The sequence below is a fragment of the Pseudomonas sp. ZS1P83 genome, assembly GCF_054897825.1.
This window is the reverse complement of the sequence record NZ_CM142706.1, coordinates 2440277-2463023: the sequence shown is the minus strand read 5'-3', so window position 1 is coordinate 2463023 and position 22747 is coordinate 2440277. Positions and strand designations below refer to the sequence as shown.

The window sequence follows — 22747 nt, the reverse complement described above, 5'->3', positions numbered from 1 at the left end:
AGTTATTCACTCTTTAAAGGGTTGCGACATGCTGTTGATAGCGTTCGTAGGCCTGCTGACAGGCCGCCACATTCTCTGCGATCGGCAAGGTTTCGCTGGCCGGGTCGAGCTTGACGCAACGCTCGCAAAGATCCGCCAGGCTGTGTTCATGCCCGTTTGCCCAGGACTTGCACCACGCCGCCTGAATCGCCGCGCCGAGGGCTGCGGCTTCGCTTTGTTCGGTGCAGATCACCGGGGCGTTCATGATGTCGGCGACGATCTGCCGCCACACCGGGCTTTTCGAGCCACCGCCAATCAGGCAGATGCGCAGGCTTTGTAAGCCATTCTGGCGCAGCAGGTCCAGTCCATAACGCAACCCGAAGGTCGTGCCTTCCACCACCGCGCGGCACAGGTTGGCCTGAGTCAGGTTGGTCATCGTCAACCCCAGCAGGCTGCCGGTGGCATGGGGCAGGGCGGGGACACGCTCGCCGTTGAGGAACGGCAGCATGCACACGCCTTCGGCACCGATTGGCGCTTGCTCAACGAGGGCGTTGAACTGCTCGATATTGAGCTCGAACAACTCGCGGATCACACCGGTGGCATTGGTCAGGTTCATGGTGCAGATCAGCGGCAGCCAGCCGCCACTTGAGGAGCAGAACGTTGCGACTGAAGCGTCCGGACTGACGGTCGGTTGATCAGCATAGGCGTACACCGTCCCCGAAGAACCGAGGCTCATGGTGATAGCGCCTGGTTTTATGTTGCCGGTGCCGATCGCGCCCATCATGTTGTCGCCACCGCCGCTGGACACCAGCGCCTGCGGGTTGATGCCCATGTGCTCGGCGATACTGGGCAGGATCGTACCGACCGCTTGATGGGCATCGATCAACTCCGGCAGCGCGGCTTGCAGGCGCCCGGTGGAGTCGATGTCGCGCAGTAGTTGCAGGTCCCACTGGCGGGTGCGCACGTTGAAATACCCGGTGCCCGAGGCGTCGCCGTACTCACTGCAACTGCGCCCGGTGAGCCAATAGTTGAGGTAGTCATGGGGCAGCAGGATGCGGGCGATGCGAGCGAAAATCTGCGGATGGTGTTCTTTGGTCCAGAGCAGTTTGGACACGGTGTAGCCCGGCGCGATCACGACGCCGAGGCGTTCCAGCGAGCCTTTTTCGCCCCCCAGATGGGCAAGCAGACGGTCGTTATCCGGGGTGGATTCGGTGTCACACCAAAGCTTGGCCGGGCGTAGCACCTGACCTTGGTCGTCGAGCAGCACCAGCCCATGTTGCTGGCCGGAAACGCCGATGCCGCGGATGTCCTGGCCGTCGACCTTCGCCGCGAGCAATGCACGGCGGGTGGCAAGCGCAAAGGCTTCCAGCCATTGGCAGGTGTCTTGCTCGCGGCGGCCGTTGGCGCCGCTGCTCAAGGTGTGGGCGGCGGCCCCCTGGCCCAGCACCTGACCGCTGATGGCGTCGAGGACGATAGCTTTGGTGCCTTGGGTGCCGCAGTCGATGCCGAGGAATAGTTGTTGGTTTGTCATGTAATGACCCTGCCGAAGATCGTTCCCACGCTCTGCGTGGGAATGCAGCCCGGGACGCTCCGCGTCCCATTCAAAAGCGGACGCAGAGCGTCCATTGAGGCATTCCCACGCAGAGCGTGGGAACGATCAAATCTAGGCCAACACCCGCTCCAACGTCCGCGTCACCCCAACATCCCGCAAGCTGTTGCAGCACCACTCAAACGCCGCCACAAACTCCGGCGCGGACGGGATCTCCTTGCCAAAGATCTCTTCAACCTCCAGCAACCGCTGCGTAATCAACGCATCATCCGCCACCAGCGCCTGACAGAACTCCGCGCGCGGATCAGGAATCGCGTAGGTATCGCCATTCTCGTCCACGCCCTTCAAATACAGGGCCCAAGCCGCTACTACCAAGGCCGCACGTTTGGCCTCCTGCCCATCAGCAATCAATCGATTGATCGTCGGCACGGTGAACTTCGGAAACTTCGACGAACCGTCCGAACACACGCGCTCCAGCTGATCGGCAATCGCCTGATTGGAGAAGCGCGCCACCAGGGTGTTCTTGTACTCGGTCAGGTCAATCCCCGGCACGGGTGACAGTTGTGGGGTCACGTCCAGGTCCATGTAGGCACGCATGTAGCGCACGAACAGCGGGTCATTCATGGTTTCGTGAACGAAGCGGTAACCCTTCAAAAACCCCAGATAAGTGAGTGCCAAGTGACTGCCGTTAAGCAGTTTGATCTTCATCTCTTCGTAAGGCGTGACGTCGTCGGTGAACTGCACGCCAACCTTTTCCCACGCCGGCCGGCCATTGACGAACTTGTCTTCCAGCACCCATTGCACGAAGGGTTCGCAGACCACCGGCCAGGCATCGTCGAGCGCATGTTTGTCGGCCAGTTGCAGGCGATGTTCAGTGCTGGTCATCGGCGTGATGCGGTCGACCATCGCGTTCGGAAAACTGACATTGCTGGCGATCCAGTCCCGCAGATCGGCATCGCGCAGGGCGGCAAACGCAAGCAACGCTTTACGGGTGATCGCGCCGTTGTGCGGCAGGTTATCGCAGGACATCAAGGTGAACGCAGGCGTGCCTTCTGCACGGCGTTTGGCCAACGCGGCGCAGAGAAAACCGAACACGGTTTTCGGCGCGTCCGGGTGTGCCAGGTCGTGCTGGATCTGCGGCAGCTGGGCCATGAACTCGCCGTTGCTGTCGTCGATGCAGTAGCCGCCCTCGGTGATGGTCAGCGAAACGATACGGATCTCGGGGCTGGCGAGTTTGTCGATCAGCGCTGCCGCGCCGTCTTCGGCCAGCAGCATGTCGCGAATCGCGCCGATCACCCGGACTTCGGTGTCGTCGGTATCGCCCAGCTCGAACAGGGTGAAGAGGTAATCCTGCTCTTTGAGATCGTGTTGGGCGCGGCGGTCTTCGGCGCGCAGGCCGACACCGCAGATGGCCCAGTCCAGGCCTTCGCCGGTATTCATCAACGCATCGGTGTAATACGCCTGATGCGCCCGGTGGAACCCGCCGACGCCGATGTGCGCGATGCCTTGGCGGGTGTCGCTCAGGGTGTAGGCGGGCAGGGCTACCTCAGGGGCGAGGCGGTTGAGGTTCTGTTTATTGAGTTTCATCACATGCTCTCTGAAATCAGGCGGCAACGCGCAACGGGCGGGTCAGCGCCACGCCGTCGGCATCGAATAAATGGCAGTGTTCGGCGTCCAGGTGCAGGCTCAGCGTCTCGCCATAACGGCTGGCCAGATCGCCGCGAACGCGCAGGGTCAGCGCCTCACCGGACGAGGTCACCACGTGGCAGAAGGTGTCGCTGCCCAGCCGTTCGCTGACGTCCGCCGTGACCTGCAAGGTGCAGTCGCCGGTTCGCGCAAGATTCAGGTGTTCCGGGCGAATGCCCAGGGTGACCGCGCCACCGATGCTCAGGTTGACACCGCTCAGTGGCAACGTGATGCGGGTGCCGGCGTCCAGCAGCACTTCGCAGCTCTGGTTGTCGATGCGGGTGACTTTGCCCTTGAGGAAGCCCATTTTCGGCGTGCCTAGGAACCCGGCAACAAACAGGTTGGCGGGCTGGTGATACAAATCCAGCGGCGAGCCGACTTGTTCGACTTTGCCGCCATTGAGCACGACCACTTTGTCGGCCATGGTCATGGCTTCGACCTGGTCGTGGGTCACATAGATCATCGTGGCTTGCAGTTCCTTGTGCAGGCGCAACAGTTCCAGACGCATCTGCACCCGCAGGGCGGCGTCGAGGTTGGACAGCGGTTCATCAAACAGGAAGATTTTCGGATTGCGCACGATGGCGCGGCCGATGGCCACGCGCTGACGTTGACCGCCCGAGAGTTGCTTCGGCTTGCGCTCCAGCATCGGCCCGAGTTCAAGGATGCGCGCCGCTTCGCCGACTTTCTTCTCGACTTCGGCTTTTGGCACGCCGGCCAGGTCGAGGGCAAACGACATGTTTTTGCGCACGCTCATATGCGGGTACAGGGCGTAAGTCTGGAACACCATCGCCAGGTCGCGCTTGGCCGGGCTGACTTCGGTGATGTCGCGGCCATCGAGTTCGATGGTGCCGCCGCTGACTTCTTCCAGGCCGGCGATCAGTCGCAGCAACGTGGATTTGCCGCAGCCCGACGGGCCGACGAACACTACGAATTCTTTGTCGTTCACTTCCAGGTCAATGCCTTTGATGATGGAAAAACCTTCGAAGCCTTTTTGCAGATTCTTGATTTTCAGGTTGGCCATGGTGGCGCTCCTTTTGTGCTTATGCTTGAGGGCTATTTCACGGCGCCGAACGACAGGCCTCGGACCAATTGTTTCTGGCTGATCCAGCCGAAGATCAGGATCGGCGCGCAGGCCAGCGTCGACACCGCCGACAACTTGGCCCAGAACAGACCTTCGGGACTTGAGTAGGAGGCGATCAACGCGGTCAGTGGCGCGGCTTTCGACGAGGTCAAATTCAGTGACCAGAACGCCTCGTTCCAGCACAGGATCAGCGACAGCAAAACCGTGGAAGCCAGGCCACCCTTGGCGATCGGCAGCAGCACCCGGACCATTTCCTGCCACAGCGTGGCGCCGTCGAGGCGTGCGGCTTCGAGGATGTCTTTGGGGATGTCTTTGAAGTAGGTGTAAATCATCCAGACCACGATCGGCAGGTTGATCAGCGTGTAGATCACGATCAAGGCGATGCGCGTGTCGAGCAGGCCCAAACTCTTGGCCAGCAGGTAGATCGGCATCAGCACGCCCACCGGTGGCAGCATCTTGGTCGAGAGCATCCACAGCAGCGTGCCTTTGGTGCGCTGGGTTTCGTAGAACGCCATCGAGTACGCCGCCGGCACCGCGATCAGCAGGCACAGGGCCGTGGCGCTGAAGGAAATCACCACCGAGTTCCAGGCGAAGCTGAAGTAATCGCTGCGCTCGTTGATGTGCAGGTAGTTCTCCAGCGTCGGCGTGAAGATGAACTGCGGCGGCGTGGCGAACGCGTCGATTTCGGTTTTGAAACTGGTCATCACCATCCAGAAGATCGGGAAGAAGATCAGGATCGCGATGGCCCAGGCCAGGGTGCCGAGCAGCAGGCTTTGCAGACGGCGGGATTGTTGAAGGGTCATGGCGCAGGCCTCAGGCTTTGTCTGTCAGGTTTTTGCCGATCATGCGCACCAGCACGATGGCCGCGATGTTGGCGATCACCACCGCGATCAAGCCGCCGGCGGACGCCATGCCGACGTCGAACTGCACCAGCGCCTGGTTGTAGATCAGGTAGGCGAGGTTGGTCGAGGCGTAGCCGGGGCCGCCGTTGGTGGTGGTGAAGATTTCGGCGAACACCGAGAGCAGGAAGATGGTTTCGATCATCACCACCACCGCAATCGGCCGCGCCAGGTGCGGCAGGGTCAGGTGCCAGAAAATCGCGATCGGGCCGGCACCGTCCAGGCGCGCGGCTTCCTTCTGTTCCTGGTCGAGGGACTGCATGGCGGTCATCAGGATCAGGATCGCAAAGGGCAGCCATTGCCAGGAGACAATGATGATGATCGACAGCAGCGGGTAATGCGCCAGCCAGTCCACCGGCTGCGCGCCGAACAGCTTCCAGACGTAGGCGAGGATCCCCGACACCGGGTGGAAGATCAGGTTCTTCCAGATCAGCGCGCCGACGGTAGGCATGATGAAAAACGGCGAGATCAGCATCACCCGCACGATGCCGCGACCGAGAAACTCACTGGCCTCCAGCAGCGCACTGATCAGCACCCCGAACACCACACTGATCAACAGCACGCTGCCGACCAGCAACAAGGTGTTGGTGGCGCCGGGCAGAAACCCCGAGTCGCTGAGGAAGTAGCTGAAGTTCTCCAGCCCGACGAACTGGTTCTCACCGGGGTAGAGCAGGTTGTAGCGGATCAGCGAGAAATAAACGGTCATGCCCAGCGGCACGATCATCCACAGCAGCAACAACGCCACCGAGGGGCTGACCAGAAACCAGCCGGGGTTGGCCAACCGGCTTTTACGCACCGGTTGGGGAATGTCCATGTGAGCGTTGGCAGTTGAAGTATTCATGGCGTTAAACCGATTGAGAACAGGTAGATGAAGATCAACTGTAGGAGCGAGGCTTGCCCGCGAAGAGGCCGTCAGATTCACCATCTTTATCGACTGACAGAATGCTTTCGCGGGCAAGCCTCGCTCCTACAGGTAGTGCCGGGTTACTTGGGATAACCGGCGCGCTTCATTTCACGTTCGGTGGTTTGCTGGGCAGCGGTCAGGGCCTGGTCGACCGTGGTCTGGCCGATCAGCGCTGCCGAGAACAATTTTCCGACCTGGGTACCCACCGCCTGGAACTCCGCAATGGTCACCAACTGGATGCCGATATAGGGCACGGGTTTGAGGGTCGGTTTGCTCGGGTCCGCCGCTTTCAGCGACTCAAGGGTCACCTTGGCGAACGGCGCAGCCTTCATGTATTCATCGCTGTACGTCGAAGCGCGGGTTCCTGGCGGTACGTTGGCAATGCCGTCTTTCTCTGCGACCAACGCTCCATATTCCTTGGACGTGGCCCAGGCGCTGAAGGTTTTCGCGGCGTCCTTGGCCTTGGAACTGGTCGGAATCGCCAGCGCCCAGGAATACAACCAGGCTGAGCCCTTGTCGGTGGTCTCGTGCGGTGCGTAGGTGAAGCCGACGTGATCGCTGACCTTGCTTTGGGTCTTGTCGGTGACAAAGGACCCGGCGACGCTGGCATCGACCCAGATCGCGCACTTGCCGCTGTTGAACAGCGCCAGGTTTTCGTTGAAACCGTTGCTGGAGGCGCCGGGTGGACCCGAGTCTTTCATGGTCTTGACGTAGAAGTTCAGCGCGTTTTTCCACTCGGGGCCGGTGAATTCCGGTTGCCACTTCTCATCGAACCAGCGCGCACCATAGGCATTGGCGACGGTGGTGATCAGCGCCATGTTCTCGCCCCAGCCGGCCTTGCCGCGCAGGCAGATGCCGTACTGTTCTTTATCCTTATTAGTGAGTTTGCTGGCGAATTCGCTGATCTGGGTCCAGGTCGGGTGCTCGGGCATGGTCATCCCGGCATCCTTGAACAGATCGGTGCGGTAATAGGTGATGGAGCTTTCGGCGTAGAACGGCAAGGCATACAGCGAACCCTTGACCGACAGGCCTTCACGCACCGACGGGAACACGTCGTCGAGGGCGTAGCTGGCCGGCAAGTCCTTCATCGGCTCCAGCCAACCCTTGGCACCCCAGAGTGCGGCTTCGTACATGCCGATGGTCAGCACATCGAACTGTCCGCCCTGAGTGGCAATGTCAGTGGTCAGGCGTTGGCGCAAGACATTTTCTTCCAGCACCACCCAATTGAGCTTGATGTCCGGATGCTCGGTCTCGAAGGTTTTCGAGAGTTTTTGCATGCGGATCATGTCGCTGTTGTTGACGGTGGCGATGGTCAGGGTTTGGGCGCCGAGGCTAACGCTGCTAAGGGTCATGCAGGTGAGGGCAAGCAGAGCTTTTACAGAAGGTTGCATCGTGCACTCCTTTTCTGCACCCCGCGGGTTACAGAAGGACAGTTATTGTTTTTGTGTCTTCCTGCGGAGGGAAGAATGTGCACTGATTACAGCCTTCTATTGATGACGTGACAAATCATCCATTGCACTTCAATCGATACTTTTTTGCACTGGTGTTTGGAGGGAGAAGTGCAGGGAACGGCTTTTTCAGCGGTTAATCCCTATGGAATCCGTATAGGTTTTCAGGCGTTTAACCCAGGTTCTGCTCAGTCAACCGCTGCACGGCCAACCGCCGGTAGTGCGACGGCGTCATGCCCTTGAGCTGCTGAAAACGCCGATTGAAGTTGGAAATATTGTTGAAGCCCGACTCGAAACACACGTCGGTCACCGGTTTGTTGCCATCGGCCAGCAGCTCGCACGATTTGCTGATGCGCAGGCGATTGACGAACTCGATGAAGCAGCGGCCGGTGGCCTGCTTGAACACTCGACTGAAATAAGTCGGCTTCATGCCCAGGTGCTCGGCGACTTCCTCCAGCGGCAGGTCCCGGGCGTAATGAGCAAAGATGTAATCCACCGCCCGGTTAATGCGATCGATGTTGTGCTCGTCGGCCAAGTGCGGCGTCGTGGCCCCGGACAGCAGCTGATAGTCGTCAGAGGCGGCCAGCAACTCCAACAGAATGAAAAAGTGCCCGAGGCGGGTTACGCCTTTGGTGTCGGCGATACGCTGCATCAAGGTCATGGCCTGGCGAATGGTGTGCTTGCAGCGAAACTCGATGCCGTACTGGGCGCGCTCCAACAGCGGCGCAAGGGTCTTGAGCTCGGCGAACACCAAGTGGCCGCTGTCGAACAACTCGTCCGTGAAGTTGACCAGCATGTCGCGTTTGGGCACTACTTCGTCTTCGGCCACCTGGCTGATCCAGTTGTGTGGCAGGTTGGGACCGGTGAGGAAAAGCGTTTCAGGATAGAAGTTACCGATGTAGTCGCCGATGAACACTTTGCCGGAGCTGGCGACGATCAGGTGCAGCTCGTATTCCTTGTGAAAATGCCAGCGCACCAACGGGCAGGGAAAACCGTGCTGACGATAGATGATGGACAACCCGTTGTGGTCGTCCATCAATTCGTAGGAGGGGTCTGTCACGCGGGCTGTTCGAGTCATATCAGGGCGCTTTTCTTGTTATCGCTATCGGATCATGCCTCCTTTGGCGCCTGCTGTGCCAGCCTGCCACGGCTTTCGCCCTTGATTAGCCGACTCGCTTGATGGCTTTGCTCAGGTTCGCGGTTCGGCAATATGAAACAATTTGGCTCTCTTCAATGAAGTCGACGTTGATAATGTTGCACTTTGTCGCCCAGTCGCTTTTAGTCGGGTCAACCACGAATCAAGCGCCTCATGAATGTCCACGGGGCCGCCGAGAGCGCTGTAACTGGTGGCGGATAGTGACCACGGTGCCCATGTGCCTGGCGGGTTTTTTAGCACCTTAATGATGTGCTTTTCCAATTCGGCGACACTGGTGATGCCGTTGCCAGACCATTTGTGCACGATCAGCTCGAGGAATACGTTTTGATCAAGCTCCCTGCGCCAAGAAGTTGCGATTAACACTCTTTGTACAGAACTGATTTGTTTGAGTTGGCGGAGACTCAGCGACACGTTGTTGGTTGGAATGGCGCGATCGCCCGGAAACGAATCATCATGTCGTTGAAGTAAGCGAAATCAAACTTATCACCCTCCAATGTGTGAAAGTCCAAGATGATGAATTCATTGGGGTTCTCCTGAAGGAACCTTTCCACGTCGGTTGCAAGATTACCCAAGGAACGAGAATTGCGGTAACCGTCGTGATGAAGGCGGAATTTCCCGAGTCCCTGCGCGTCGGCTTCGTAAATTAATCGAATATCGAACGCACGAGAGCCGTGGCGCAGTTGGGCATAAAACGAGTCGTGCTGACACGCTAGCCAGTGGGCTCCTGGAATCAGCGGCCAGGACGCTTTCCAGTCGCTGCCTGCGTTATGGGTGCCCGGCAGCGTCAACTCACAGAGCGACAATGTATCAATCGCCGGAGTGCCTGCCATCCAGTTATTAAGCGTGTAATTATTCTGAACAATGTTGTCCATTTAATGCATCCTTGCATTGATTTATACAATAAGTTAGTGGTGCTGAACGTGGCTTTAGTGCTGCCGGGTATTGAGAGGGAAGGTGTTGGGCCTGGTCAATAATAGGGGTAATGCAGGATGTTTATAGGGGTGCGAGTTCTATAACGGGTTTCGATTTTTAGCTTCAATCCATTGCGCCATGTATTGCGTACTTTTGTGGTGGTGATGACGCAACATGCTGCCGGTAAAGTTATCGCTTCTAAGTTGTGCCAAGCGTTGTTGGCAGTGCAGCAACTTTTCAATCAATGCCGGGCCATGTACAGACTGTCGATAACGATCGGCCAGCAACGTCAGTCCCAGGGATTGGGCGTCGGTCCAAAGTGCTTCATCCTTGTACAGCCGAACCGCGCAATCGGCGAACGCCTGTGCTGTCCGGGCCACGGCGCCGGGCCAGAGATGTTCGCCGTGCATTGCTTCGGCGCCGATGGGCGTTGTGATCGTGGGTGTGCCACACAACATGGCGTCGACAATCTTGCCTTTGATACCGGCACCGAAACGTAGAGGCGCCAGACAAATCCGCGCGCCAGACATGACTTCTAATGCATCTTGCGCCCAGTTCATTACATGAAATCCCTGGCTCGGGTTGTGCAATGCAGTCGCCTTGGGCGGTGTGTAAGCGCCGTAAAGGTGCAACTGGGCATTGGGCAGTTGTTCGCGGATCAGCGGCCAGATCGCGGTTTTCATCCAGAGCACCGCATCCCAGTTTGGCGCATGGCGAAAGTTTCCAATACTGAGAAAATGCGCCCGGTTTTCAAACGCCGCCGGCGGAACGCTCGGTAGATCGACCATGAGTGGACACCAGTGCAGCAAGTTACGCGGCAGGTTGAATTGCTCGACCAGCAATTCGATCTCCACTTCGGAGATCATCAGATTCAAGTCGCAACGATAAATCGCTGCGATTTCCCGTTTGGCCAGATCGGTCTCGGCCATGTGCTCAAACTCTTCACGCAACGCCGGGGCGAACAATTCATTGAAGTCATTGGCGTCGGCGCTGGCCTTTAAACGCTCCTTGAGGCGTTGATGGCGGGCATCTCGCAGGCTTCGCAGATCGGAGGTCTCAAGCACGCGCAAGGCAGCGGGGCAGTATTTTTCAACGCGCCAGCCGAACTGTTCTTCCATCATGAACTGATCGAACAGAACGATATCCGGGGCCAGTTCGCTGATAAAGGTGTCGAAACTGCTGTTGTTCAATTCGATCGGGATTTCGCGAATGCCCAAGGCGCCGAGATCTGCCCGGTGTTCACCTGTGCCGGCCGGGCTACTGAATGTAATGTCCCAGCCCTGCTGCAAAAAAGTCTCGAGAATTTGCATCATGTGCCCGCCGGCCGCAGAAGAGCGGGGCTCGGGCCAAACGTAACCAATAACCAGGACTTTGGTTGCGTGGGGCTGAGTCATGAACGGGTATTCCTTGGTGCGTAGAAGGCAGGGGGAGAAAACGGGGACGCGAAGATAGCAGTCTCAGGCAAGCATGCCTTTGACCTTGTCGCGCAGCTGATCAATGGAAAACGGCTTGCCGATCACCTGCATGTCAGCAGGCACATCAATGCTTTCGGCATAGCCGCTGGCGAACAGGATCGGCAGTTCAGGGCGCAACGCCCGGGCCTGAGTGGCCAGTTCACGGCCGTCCATCACCGGCAAGCCGACGTCGGTCATCATCAAATCGATGTACTGGTCTTCATCGTTGAGAAATTCCAGCGCCATTTCACTGCCATCGGCCTCGAGCACCTCGAACTCCAGCTCCTCCAGCACGTCGACGATCAGCATGCGCACGATGGCATCGTCTTCGACTACAAGGATGATGGACGCGTTGGAGGACATAGTGGGGTTCTCAAAGGTTGAATTAGCATTGTCGGCCGATCGAAATCGCCGGGCTCTTGCTTGAGTAAGTGACGGAACCGACAAGTTCCCACGCGGTAGAAAAAAGAATAGCCGCTCACGTGCCGGCAAGGATAACCGCTCCATCGCGCCGGAGCAGTGGAATGTAGGATTTTGCGCGAGAAGGTGTCAGGAAATTGGATCAATGTGCCACTTTTGGGGCAAACTCCGTAGTTTTCAACAGCTCGACAAGGCACCCCTATGACATCCGCGTCTTCGGTTGATGAGCAACGATTCCGTAAACTCCTGAGCCGCAACGTCAGCCTGCCGTTGGGTGTCGGCGTACTCAGTGCGGTGTTCTTTGTCTCGCTGATCACTTACCTGTTGTCGGTGATCCAGTGGGTCGAGCACACCGACCGGGTGATCAATAACGCCAATGAAACGATCAAGCTGACCGTCGATCTGGAAACCGGTATGCGCGGCTTCCTGCTCACAGGCAACGAGCAGTTCCTTGAACCTTACGAGACGGCCAAGCCGCGAATCACTGTCTCCCTCAAGACGTTGCTCGAACTGACTGCGGACAACCCGGTGCAGACCGACCGCCTGCACCGACTCCAGGCCTTGCAGGATGAGTGGGCCACTTACGCAACAACAATGATCGATTTGCAACGCGCCAGCGGCGATTACCGCGGCGCGGTCAAGGCCGGGCGCGGCAAGCGGCTGACCGATGAGATCCGCAAGCAATTCGAAGATTTGATCGACCTGGAGCAGCAGTTGCGCACTACGCGCAACGAGGAAGTACGCCGCACCACGATCTGGAGCATCAGCCTTTATCTGTTGTTCATCGCCGGTATCAGCGCATTGCTGGCCTACATTGGCCGTCGGGATTTGCTCAACCTTTCGCAAAGTTACAGCGCCAGCCTCACCACGCAACAGGCCAGCGCCCAGCGTCTGGAACAGCAGGCCTGGCTGCGCAATGGTCAAACCGAGCTGGCCGAGCAAGTGCTGGGGCAACTGTCGCTTAATCTGCTGGGCCGCAACATTTTGCAATTTTGTGCGCAGTACCTCGGCACGGCCGTGGCGGCTATTTATGTTCGTGAAGAACACGGTAGCCTCAAACGCATTGCATCCTACGGTTTCTCCCGCGAGCAGGAAGCACTTGAGCAGCAGATTTACAGCGATGAAGGCATTGTCGGCCAAGTAGCGAGCCAGGCTCGCTTGATCCGTCTCGATGACGTACCGAGTGATTACTTCAAGGTCAGCTCCGGCCTGGGCGAAGGTCTGCCGCATAGCGTGCTGGTCGTGCCGACCAGTGACGACGATCGGGTCAACGGTGTGATCGAACTGGGCTTCTTGCGCCCGCTGACTGACCGCGATGTCGAATTGCTTGAACTGATTGCTGGCAACATCGGCACTTCCATTGAGGCCGCTCGCTATCGCCAGCGCTTACAAGAAGTGCTGGCCGAAACCCAGCAGCTTAATGAAGAGCTGCAAGTTCAGCAGGAAGAACTCAAGACCGCCAACGAAGAGCTGGAGGAGCAGTCGCGGATTCTCAAGGAGTCCCAGGCGCATCTGGAAACCCAGCAGGTAGAGCTTGAACAAACCAATGAACAGCTCGCCGAGCAGGCCGGGATCCTGGCCGAGCAGCGCGACGCGATGGACCTGAAGAACACCGAGCTCAATCAGGCCCAGACCCAGCTCGAAGAACGCGCCGAAGAGTTGCAGCGATCGAGCAAGTACAAGTCTGAATTTCTCGCCAACATGTCCCACGAGTTGCGCACGCCGCTAAACAGCTCATTGATCCTGGCCAAGTTGCTAGCGGAAAACCCTCAGGAAAACCTCAGCGCCGAGCAGGTCAAGTTTGCCGAGTCGATCTACTCTGCCGGCAATGATCTGCTCAACTTGATCAACGACATTCTCGACATTTCCAAGGTCGAGGCCGGCAAGCTTGAGATACGACCGGAGAACACCAGTGTCGCTCGTCTGGTGGATGGCTTGCGCGGGATGTTCCAGCCATTGGCTGCCGACAAGAAACTGGATTTTCAGGTCGAGGTGCAGGCCGGCGCGCCGATGATGATCTTCACCGACCGCCAGCGCCTGGAGCAGGTCATCAAGAACCTGCTGTCCAACGCGGTGAAATTCACCGAAAAAGGCACCGTCAGCCTGACAGTCGCCAGCCAGCCCGCCGACGGTATCGCTTTCATCATTCGAGATTCGGGGATTGGCATTGCCGGGGATCAGCAGGAAAGCATTTTTGAAGCCTTCCGCCAGGCCGATGGCACCACCAATCGCCGTTACGGCGGCACCGGTCTGGGCTTGTCGATTTCCCGTGACTTGGCCGCCTTGCTGGGCGGTTCCATCAGTGTCACCAGCGAGCCTGGGCAGGGCAGTGTGTTCACGCTGGTTTTGCCGCAGCAATACGTTGAACCCGGCGAAGAGCCTGTCGAACCGATGAGAGCCACGCCGGTTGCCATTGCGCCGAGAATGCCGACTGCCGCGCTTGTGCCGCTGATTGCCGACGTTGATATCCCGCGTTTCGACGACGATCGCACCAAGGCGCCTTTCGCCACTCGGTGCATTCTGGTGGTGGAAGACGAGCCGAACTTTGCGCACATCCTTTACGACCTGGCGCATGAACTGGGTTATCAGTGCCTGGTGGCCCACGGTGCCGACGAAGGCTACGACCTGGCCACAGCGTTCATCCCCGACGCCATTCTGCTGGACATGCGTCTGCCGGATCATTCCGGGTTGACCGTGTTGCAACGCCTGAAGGAACGCGCTGAAACCCGGCACATTCCAGTGCATGTGATTTCGGTGGAAGACCGGGTCGAGGCCGCGATGCACATGGGCGCCATCGGGTATGCGGTCAAGCCGACCACTCGCGAAGAACTCAAGGACGTGTTTGCCCGCCTTGAAGCCAAGCTGACCCAGAAAGTCAAACGCATCCTGCTGGTCGAAGACGATGATTTGCAGCGCGAAAGCATTGCACGGCTGATCGGCGATGATGATGTCGAGATCACTGCCGTTGGCCTGGCACAAGATGCCCTGAACCTGCTGCGAACGACGATTTTCGACTGCATGATCATCGACTTGAAGCTGCCGGACATGCTCGGCAACGACCTGCTCAAGCGCATGTCCACCGAAGATATCTGCTCGTTCCCACCGGTGATCGTCTACACCGGGCGCAACCTGACCCGGGACGAAGAGGCCGACCTGCGCAAGTACTCACGCTCGATCATCATCAAGGGTGCGCGCTCGCCCGAGCGTTTGCTGGATGAGGTGACACTCTTTTTGCACAAAGTCGAATCCAGGTTGTCCCATGACCGGCAGAGGATGCTCAAGACCGCGCGCAGCCGCGATAAGGTTTTCGAGGGTCGCAAGGTGCTGCTGGTGGACGACGATGTACGCAACATCTTCGCCCTCACCAGTGCCCTGGAGCAAAAGGGTGCAGTCGTGGTCATCGGTCGAAACGGCCGTGAAGCGATTGAAAAGCTGAATGAAGTCGAGGACATCGATCTGGTGTTGATGGACGTGATGATGCCGGAGATGGATGGCTACGAAGCCACCCTCGAGATCCGCAAGGATCCGCGCTGGCGCAAGCTGCCGATCATTGCGGTGACGGCCAAGGCCATGAAGGACGATCAGGAGCGCTGCCTGCAAGCGGGCTCCAATGATTACCTGGCCAAGCCCATCGACCTGGATCGCCTGTTCTCGCTGATTCGCGTTTGGTTACCGAAGATGGAACGCATTTAGTGGAACGCATTTATTCAGTGGAGCGAAATAGCGAAATCGAATTGCGCTTGTTGATCGAGGCGATCTACCTCAAATACAGCTATGACTTTCGCGACTACTCCGGCGCTTCGATCAAGCGTCGGGTCAATCACGCGTTGAGTCAGTTCGAGTGCAATACCATTTCGGCGTTGCAGGAAAAGGTCCTGCACGACCCGACGGCGTTCATGCAATTGCTGCAATTGCTGACGATCCCGGTCAGTGAAATGTTTCGTGACCCTTCGCATTTCCTGGCGATCCGTCAGGAAGTGGTGCCAATGCTCAAGACTTACCCCTCGATCAAGATCTGGATCGCCGGTTGCAGCACGGGTGAAGAGGTCTATTCGATGGCCATTCTGCTGCGTGAAGAAGGCTTGCTCGATCGCACCATCATCTACGCCACCGACATCAATCCGCGCTCGCTGGAAAAAGCCAAGCAAGGGATTTTCTCCATGGAGAATGTCCGTGCCTACACTCATAACTACCAGCAGGCAGGTGGCAAGCGTTCGTTCGCCGACTACTACACGGCGGCCTACGGTTACGCCATTTTCGACAAGACGCTGTGTGAGAACGTGACCTTCGCCGATCACAGCCTGGCGACCGACAGTGTCTTTTCAGAAACTCAATTAATTTCGTGTCGTAATGTTTTGATTTATTTCAATAAAAAGCTTCAGGATCGTGCTTTCGGATTGTTCCATGAATCCCTTTGCCATCGTGGATTCCTGGTGCTGGGCAGCAAGGAAACACCGGACTTTTCTGCCTACGGGAACCAGTTCGAACCGTTGGTCAAACAAGAACGGATTTACCGCAAATCATGAACAGTGCAGCGGATTTGCCTTCTATAGAGGCTATCGTGATCGGCGCCTCGGCCGGCGGTGTAGAGGCGCTGCTGAATATTCTCAGCCCACTGCGAGAAGGCTTCACGCTGCCGATCATCGTGGTTCTGCACCTCCCTGGCGAGCGTCGCAGCCAGCTGGCCGAAGTGTTCGCCCGGCGAGTCTCCATGCCTGTACGGGAAGCCTGCGACAAGACGCTGGTGAGCGCTGGAACGCTCTATTTTGCGTCTCCGGGTTACCACTTGTCGGTGGAACAGGACCGCAGTTTTTCCTTGAGTCTGGAAGCCCGCGTGCATTATTCGCGACCGGCCATCGACTATCTGTTCGAGTCGGCCGCCGATGCGTACGGTTCAGCCCTGGCCGCGGTGTTGTTGACCGGCGCCAACCGCGATGGCGCCAGCGGTCTGGCCCAGGTCAAATACTGTGGCGGCATGACCATCGTCCAGGACCCGGACGAAGCTCAGGTTGCAACCATGCCCCAAGCTGCACTGGATATGCACCTGCCAGACCACATCCTTCCTTTACGCGGCATCGGCCGTCTGCTTGTCGAGCTGGAACGAATCGCATGTTAAGTACTATCCAAGCCAAACTGCTGATCGTCGACGATCTGCCGGAGAATCTGTTGGCGCTCGAAGCGCTGATCAGGCGCGAAGACCGTATCGTCTACAAAGCCTTGTCCGCCGACGAAGCCTTGTCGCTGTTGCTGCAACACGAATTCGCCATGGCCATTCTCGATGTGCAGATGCCCGGGATGAACGGCTTCGAGCTGGCCGAACTGATGCGCGGCACGGAAAAGACCAAGAACATCCCGATCGTGTTCGTCAGTGCAGCCGGTCGTGAGCTGAACTACGCGTTCAAGGGCTACGAAAGCGGCGCCGTGGATTTTCTCTACAAGCCGCTGGATATCCACGCGGTCAAGAGCAAGGTCAACGTGTTCGTCGAACTGTTTCGCCAAAGCAAGGCGATGAAACAGCAGGTCGAAGAGCTGGAGCAGAGTCGCCGTGAGCAGGAAGCGCTGCTCAAGCAGTTACAAAGTACCCAGCTGGAACTGGAGCAAGCGGTGCGCATGCGCGATGACTTCATGTCCATCGTTGCTCATGAAGTCCGCACGCCGCTCAATGGCCTGATTCTCGAAACCCAGTTGCGCAAGATGCACCTGGCCCGGGATAACGCCGCGGCGTTCGCTCTGGACAAAATGCACGCGATGGTCGATCGCGACGAGCGGCAGATCAAAAGCCTGATTCGCCTGATCGAAGACATGCTCGATGTGTCGCGAATTCGTACCGGCAAGTTGTCGATCCGACCGACGCGCTTCGATCTGTCGGCGCTGGTTCGCGGCTTGTTGCAGAACTTCGCCCCGCAAATCGATGCTGCCGAGTGCTCGGTAACGCTCGACGCCGAGCAACCGGTGGTAGGCAACTGGGACGAATTTCGCATTGAACAGGTGATCTCCAACCTGATGACCAATGCTCTACGATACGGCGCCAAGAGTCCGATCACCGTTAAGGTGTACAGTGAGAGCGGTCAGGCTCGAGTGGACGTGCGCGATCTTGGGATCGGCATCAGCGAAGAGAACCAGAAGCGTATTTTCCAGCAGTTCGAACGAGTCACGGCCAAACACGCTGTCGCGGGATTGGGCCTTGGATTGTTTATTTCCGAGCAGATTGTGGCCGCCCATGGCGGTTTCATTAACGTCGAAAGCCGGATTGGCGAAGGCGCCTTGTTTCGCGTTTGTCTGCCGCTGTAGGAAAACAGCCCGATAAACGCAACCTCTGATCGACCCCACGGTCGTATCAGCAGCTATTGACCGAACAAAGGCTTCCCATGAGTGAAGATGCACAAGACGTCGTATTGATCGTCGAAGATGACCCCTCGATTTTGATGGTGCTGTCGGCCTATCTGTCGGGTGAGGGCTACCGGGTGTTGCAGGCCGAAAACGGCGAGCAGGCCTTCGAAATTCTGTCGAGCAAACCCCACCTGGACATAATGATCACCGACTTCCGCCTGCCGGGCGGAATTTCTGGCGTCCAGATTGCTGAACCTGCCGTGAAGCTGCGACCGGAGCTCAAGGTGATCTTTATCAGCGGTTATCCGCAAGAGATCCGCGAGACGGACAGCCCGATCACCCGTAAGGCGCCGATTTTGGCCAAGCCGTTCGATCTGGATGTACTGCAAGAGCTTATGCAGGAAATGCTGTCGTAAGGCCCTTTGTAGGAGCGAAGCTTGCTCGCGAAGAACGATAACGCGGTGTGTCAGAACTTACGCTTTCGCGAGCAAGCTTCGCTCCTACAGGGGCATTCAGATCCGGATCATCTCCCGCACCTTCGCCGTCAATAGGTCGAAGGTGAATGGCTTGGTGATCATTTGCATGCCTGGGTCAAGGAACCCGCCGCGCACAGCCGCGTGTTCGGCATACCCGGTAATGAACAACACCTTGAGCTCGGGCCGGTACTGCCGGCCGATTTCCGCCAGTTGCCGGCCATTCATGCCCGGTAACCCGACGTCGCTGATCAACAGATCGATACGCTGCGCGGAATCGAGAATGGGCACCGCGCTGTCGGCATCGCCTGCCACGACGAAGGCATAACCCAGCTCACTCAATACCGTGCTAACCAACACCCGCACCGCCAGATCATCCTCGACGATCAGCACCGTTTCGCCGTTCTGTGCGAAGGAGGCGTGCTGGGCGTCTATCGGGCTGACCTGAGGGACGTCACCGCCGAAACGTGGAAGGAAGAGACTCACCGTGGTGCCTTCGCCCACTTTGCTGTGAATGGCGACGTGGCCGCGCGATTGTTTGCTGAAACCATAAATCATCGACAGTCCAAGGCCTGTGCCCTGACCGATTGGCTTGGTGGTAAAGAACGGGTCAAAGGCTCGGTTGATGGTGCTTTGCGGCATGCCACACCCGGTATCCGTGACACTCAGCACCACATAATCACCCGGTTGAAGGTTGCTCTGTGCCTCGGTGAACGCAATGTCCAGATGTTGATTGCTGGTCTTCACCACCAGTTTTCCGCCGTCGGGCATTGCATCCCGGGCATTGATCACCAGATTGAGCAGGGCGCTTTCCAGTTGGTTGGGGTCGGCCTCGGCCACCCAGAGTTGCTCGTTCAGTTGCATGTCCAGCTGAATGCTTTCGTTGATGCTGCGTTGCAGCAGTTCGCCCATGGAAACCACCAGGGCGTTCATCTCCACGGGTTTGGAATCCAGCGACTGACGCCGGGAGAACGCCAGCAGACGGTGGGTCAGGCCCGCCGCGCGGTTGGCTGAGGTCACCCCCAGATCGATAAGACTGTCCAGATCTTCGATGCGCCCACGCGCCAGACGCCGGCGCAACAGCTCAAGGCTGCCGATGATGCCGGTCAGCATATTGTTGAAGTCGTGGGCAATACCGCCGGTGAGCTGGCCGACCGCTTCCATTTTTTGGGATTGGCGCAGGGCTTCTTCATTGTGTCGCAGCTGGGCGGTGCGTTCCTCGACCTGCTGTTCAAGCGTTTCGAGGGTGTTTTGCAGTCGCAGTTCGCTTTGACTCAAATCGATCAGCCGGTCCCTGGCTTCGTACTGTCGTCGACGTCCGCGCAACGCGGTGGTCACCAGGCTGATCAATGTAACCGGGTGAAAAGGACGCTCAAGAAAAGTCACGTTCCCCAACTGTGGGCCGTAGCGCGACGCCGGGTTTTGTTCCGGGCCGCCATGGTAGGTCATCAAAACAATGGGAAGGTCGGACCAGGCAGGCTGTTGCTCGATCAGACCGAACAGCGGTTCAAGATCACCGCCGGACAAGGCCTCGGAAGAGATCAGGAGCAATCCTGCCCCTTGTTCCAGTTCGCGGCACAACGCCACCAGGTCTCGAGTAATCACCCCGTCGTAACCCGCTTCGTTAAGCATCATCAGCGCAATCTGGCTGTCGCGGCCCAGCGGCGCAAGAATGAGCGCGCGCTCGGACAATGCTTCCTGGGCAATCACGGGCTTTCTTCCTGAAGCAAAGGTTTGCTGGCACCCAGATAAGTAGGGACGCCGCTCAACACCCCTTGAAACGCATCCAGCGGTTCACCGATGGTCATGCCCTGAGCGCTGATGCGGTATTCACGAATGGTGGATTCATGGCTGCCCGTGCGTTTCTTGATGATCGAGATCGCCCGGCGAACCTTGCCCAGTGCCTCGAAGTAGCGCAACAGGATGACCGTATCGGCCAGATAAGTGATGTCCACGGGGGCTTGCATGTCACCGACCAGTCCATGCTGAGCGACGGTCATGAAGGTCGCGGCACCCTGGCGATTGAGGTACAACAGCAGCTCGTGCATGTGCAGCACCAGAGCGTTTTCTTCGGGCATCGCAGCCTGATAGCCGTTGATGCTGTCGATCACCACGGTTTTGATGTTGCCCTCATCGACGCAGCGACGAACCCGGTAGGAAAACTCTCCAGGAGACAACTGGGCCGCGTCTACTTGCTCGATCAGCAGATTGCCAGTGTCTTGCAGCGCCTTGAGATCGATGCCGATGTTCTGCATGCGCTCGAACAGTAACCCGAGCTCTTCATCGAAAATGAACAACGCAGCTTTTTCGCCCCGAGCCACGGCGGCAGCGGCGAAGATCATCGAGATCAGCGATTTGCCGGTACCGGCCGGACCAAGGATCAGCGTGCTGGACCCCGTCTCGATACCGCCGCCGAGCAGGGAGTCCATGGCCTTGATGCCGCTGGACAATTGCTGGCGGACATAGCAACCGCGATGTTCGGCGGCCACCAAACGCGGGAATACATGCACGCCGTCACCCATGATGGTGAAGTCGTGATAACCGCCACGGTATTTCTGACCGCGGTATTTCAACACGCGAATCCGTCGACGCTCGGCGCCATAGTTGGGGGTCAGTTCCTCAAGGCGAATGACGCCGTGGGCCACACTGTGTACGGTTTTATCGAGGGATTCGGTGGTCAAGTCGTCCAGCAACACCACTGTGGCGTCATAGCGCACGAAGTAATGTTTGATCGCGAGGATCTGGCGACGGTAGCGCAGCGAGCTTTGTGCCAGCAGACGGATCTCGGAAAGACTGTCGAGCACCACGCGGGTAGGTTTGATTCGTTCGACCACTTCGAAAATCTGCTGGGTGGCTTCGCCCAGTTCAAGGTCCGAGGAATACAACAAACTCTGTTGATGCTCGGCATTGAGCACGTTTTCCGGGGGCGTCAGCTCGAAGATGTAGATGTTCTCATCCAACTCCCAGCCGTGGGACAACGCTCCCTGCCGCAGCTCGCGCTCGGTTTCCGACAAGGTGATGTACAACGAGCGTTCGCCGGCACAAGCGCCGGCCAACAGGAAATGCAAAGCGACGGTGGTTTTGCCGGTACCGGGCTCACCCTCCAGTAAAAACACATGGCCGCGGGACAATCCACCGGCCAGGATGTCATCCAGACCTTCGATGCCGGTGGCGGCTTTTGCACTGATCAACTCGTTAGATGTAGACAAAAAATGCCCTCTCATGACTAGGGGAAGCGAGGCAGCAGGCCGTAAGTGCCTGAATGGACTGCCTGTTTACTTGACCCTTGGCCGAGACGACGAGTTCAACGAGATTTTTTGCTGTTGTTAAAGCCCTTGCTGCAACGCAGGGTCGTCGGGATTGAGTTGTTCAAGTTGCGCCAACAAAATCTGCACGTTCTGCAGCTGTCCGCTTTCCTTCCAATAGTTGATCAGCAATACCCGAGCCTTGCGATCGGCCGGGTGGCGCTGGACGACCTCCTGCAACTGTTTTTGCGCCGCTTCCAGCTCCTGTTCATCGTGAAGCGTGGTGGCCAGGTCGTAGCGGTATTCTTTGTTATCCGGCTCCAGCTCCACGGCTTTGGAAAGGCCGAGCAGGGCGAATTCACTTTGCCCGTGATGCAGCAACCAGAGCCCCAAGGCATGTTGCAGGTAGGCTGAATCGGGTTGAGCCTTCAGCTGCTTGGCCAGCAGCTGCCGGGCGGCATCGTTTTGGCCCTGTCGATCCAGCACTTCGATTTGCATCACCAGCGCCGGCAGGTTGCCGGGCGCAAGACGCAAGGTATTCTCCAGTGCCTGCCGCGCCTCTTTCAATTCGGCATTGTGCAGATGCAGCTGAGCCAATTGATAGTGGTTGTCGGCGCTTTCCGGCTGACTCTTCAGATCCTGTTCCCAGGCATCGATCGCTTGTTCCAGCGGCCCGAAATACAAACCGAGATCGTCCGGCGAAAGCCCCAGCAACGCGTTGATGGCGGCATAGCGGACGCGCTGTTCGCCGTCATCGAGTAACGGGCCCAGCAGCAGACTGCGCTGACCGCTGGGCACTAGGCCGCTGATGCTTTTGATCGCCGCAATGCGCACGTCTGGCGATTCATGCTGCAAGTCCGCATCCGCCAGTTTCAGCGCCACGGAGCTGGGGTAGTTGGGCAGTTCGGCATGCAGCCAGATGCGGCGTTTGACCGATATATCAGAGCGGCCCAATTGCTGGTAGAGGACCCGCGCTGCGCCCGGCTGGCCTGCGCGCGCCTGGTTCAGCGCTTCGCTGTAGCCACGCTTGATCGCCTCCGGCACTGCGGGGGTTGTGCTGCGCAGGAAAAACCAGGCAAGGCCGATGGCAAACAGGACGCAGAGGCTGATGAGCAGGTAGCGGCGGGACTGGTGCATGCAGGAATCCGGGAGCTGGCAAGCTTTTGCAAGGTTGCCAGCTTCGGTCAGGCAGGGCTGTGAGTCAAACCCGG

The 22747-nt window shown here is 58.1% G+C and carries 17 protein-coding genes and 1 pseudogene; 5 read left to right on the top strand and 13 right to left on the bottom strand.

Features of this window, described 5'->3' with window-relative positions:
- Positions 1-13: 13 nt before the first annotated feature.
- The 10 genes and pseudogenes from xylB to ACYZT0_RS11785 all read right to left on the bottom strand — a co-directional run bounded on the left by xylB (position 14) and on the right by ACYZT0_RS11785 (position 11431).
- Positions 14-1510: a xylulokinase gene (gene xylB / locus ACYZT0_RS11830; protein ID WP_462045982.1), complete on the bottom strand. Its 1497-nt coding sequence runs from the start codon at positions 1508-1510 to the stop codon at positions 14-16.
- 132 nt (positions 1511-1642) lie between these two features.
- On the bottom strand, positions 1643-3115 hold the full coding sequence (locus ACYZT0_RS11825; RefSeq protein WP_462045981.1) for a mannitol dehydrogenase family protein: 1473 nt from the start codon (positions 3113-3115) through the stop codon (positions 1643-1645).
- Between the two features lie 16 nt (positions 3116-3131).
- Positions 3132-4235, bottom strand: a complete 1104-nt coding sequence (locus ACYZT0_RS11820; protein WP_462045980.1) for an ABC transporter ATP-binding protein — start codon at positions 4233-4235, stop codon at positions 3132-3134.
- Between the two features lie 32 nt (positions 4236-4267).
- On the bottom strand, positions 4268-5098 hold the full coding sequence (locus ACYZT0_RS11815; protein ID WP_449645483.1) for a carbohydrate ABC transporter permease: 831 nt from the start codon (positions 5096-5098) through the stop codon (positions 4268-4270).
- Between the two features lie 10 nt (positions 5099-5108).
- On the bottom strand, positions 5109-6035 hold the full coding sequence (locus tag ACYZT0_RS11810) for a carbohydrate ABC transporter permease (RefSeq protein WP_462045979.1): 927 nt from the start codon (positions 6033-6035) through the stop codon (positions 5109-5111).
- Positions 6036-6178: 143 nt separating this feature from the next.
- On the bottom strand, positions 6179-7489 hold the full coding sequence (locus tag ACYZT0_RS11805) for an ABC transporter substrate-binding protein (RefSeq protein WP_462045978.1): 1311 nt from the start codon (positions 7487-7489) through the stop codon (positions 6179-6181).
- A 229-nt stretch (positions 7490-7718) separates the two neighbouring features.
- Positions 7719-8624: a helix-turn-helix domain-containing protein gene (locus ACYZT0_RS11800; RefSeq protein ID WP_462045977.1), complete on the bottom strand. Its 906-nt coding sequence runs from the start codon at positions 8622-8624 to the stop codon at positions 7719-7721.
- Positions 8625-8709: 85 nt separating this feature from the next.
- A pseudogene (locus ACYZT0_RS11795) lies at positions 8710-9574 on the bottom strand (phospholipase).
- Between the two features lie 138 nt (positions 9575-9712).
- On the bottom strand, positions 9713-11008 hold the full coding sequence (locus ACYZT0_RS11790; protein WP_462045976.1) for a glycosyltransferase: 1296 nt from the start codon (positions 11006-11008) through the stop codon (positions 9713-9715).
- Positions 11009-11071: 63 nt separating this feature from the next.
- Positions 11072-11431: a response regulator gene (locus tag ACYZT0_RS11785; protein WP_462045975.1), complete on the bottom strand. Its 360-nt coding sequence runs from the start codon at positions 11429-11431 to the stop codon at positions 11072-11074.
- 258 nt (positions 11432-11689) lie between these two features.
- On the opposite strand from ACYZT0_RS11785, the gene ACYZT0_RS11780 reads away from it, so the two are divergent.
- The 5 genes from ACYZT0_RS11780 (at position 11690) to ACYZT0_RS11760 (ending at position 18234) form a co-directional block, all read left to right on the top strand.
- Positions 11690-15181, top strand: a complete 3492-nt coding sequence (locus tag ACYZT0_RS11780; RefSeq protein WP_462045974.1) for a response regulator — start codon at positions 11690-11692, stop codon at positions 15179-15181.
- Positions 15181-16014, top strand: a complete 834-nt coding sequence (locus tag ACYZT0_RS11775) for a CheR family methyltransferase (RefSeq protein WP_462045973.1) — start codon at positions 15181-15183, stop codon at positions 16012-16014. The genes ACYZT0_RS11780 and ACYZT0_RS11775 overlap by 1 nt, the downstream gene beginning before the upstream one ends.
- Positions 16011-16604 carry a chemotaxis protein CheB gene (locus ACYZT0_RS11770; protein ID WP_462045972.1) on the top strand — a complete coding sequence of 198 codons (594 nt, stop codon included), beginning with the start codon at positions 16011-16013 and terminating at the stop codon, positions 16602-16604. Before ACYZT0_RS11775 ends, ACYZT0_RS11770 begins: the two co-directional genes overlap by 4 nt.
- The gene (locus ACYZT0_RS11765; protein ID WP_462045971.1) at positions 16598-17779 is read left to right on the top strand and encodes a hybrid sensor histidine kinase/response regulator; all 1182 of its coding nucleotides are present in this window, start codon (positions 16598-16600) and stop codon (positions 17777-17779) included. The genes ACYZT0_RS11770 and ACYZT0_RS11765 overlap by 7 nt, the downstream gene beginning before the upstream one ends.
- A 77-nt stretch (positions 17780-17856) precedes the next feature.
- Positions 17857-18234 (top strand): response regulator, encoded by a 378-nt coding sequence (locus ACYZT0_RS11760; RefSeq protein ID WP_462037267.1) that lies wholly within the window; start codon positions 17857-17859, stop codon positions 18232-18234.
- Between the two features lie 96 nt (positions 18235-18330).
- Here the strand turns inward: ACYZT0_RS11760 and ACYZT0_RS11755 are convergent, their stop codons facing one another.
- From ACYZT0_RS11755 to ACYZT0_RS11745, 3 genes are all read right to left on the bottom strand, one after another.
- Entirely contained in the window at positions 18331-20001 is a 1671-nt protein-coding gene (locus ACYZT0_RS11755) for an ATP-binding protein (protein ID WP_462045970.1), read from the bottom strand.
- Positions 19998-21500 (bottom strand): ATPase domain-containing protein, encoded by a 1503-nt coding sequence (locus tag ACYZT0_RS11750; protein ID WP_462045969.1) that lies wholly within the window; start codon positions 21498-21500, stop codon positions 19998-20000. Before ACYZT0_RS11750 ends, ACYZT0_RS11755 begins: the two co-directional genes overlap by 4 nt.
- Before the next feature lie 117 nt (positions 21501-21617).
- On the bottom strand, positions 21618-22673 hold the full coding sequence (locus ACYZT0_RS11745) for a tetratricopeptide repeat protein (RefSeq protein WP_462045968.1): 1056 nt from the start codon (positions 22671-22673) through the stop codon (positions 21618-21620).
- Positions 22674-22747: the final 74 nt, after the last annotated feature.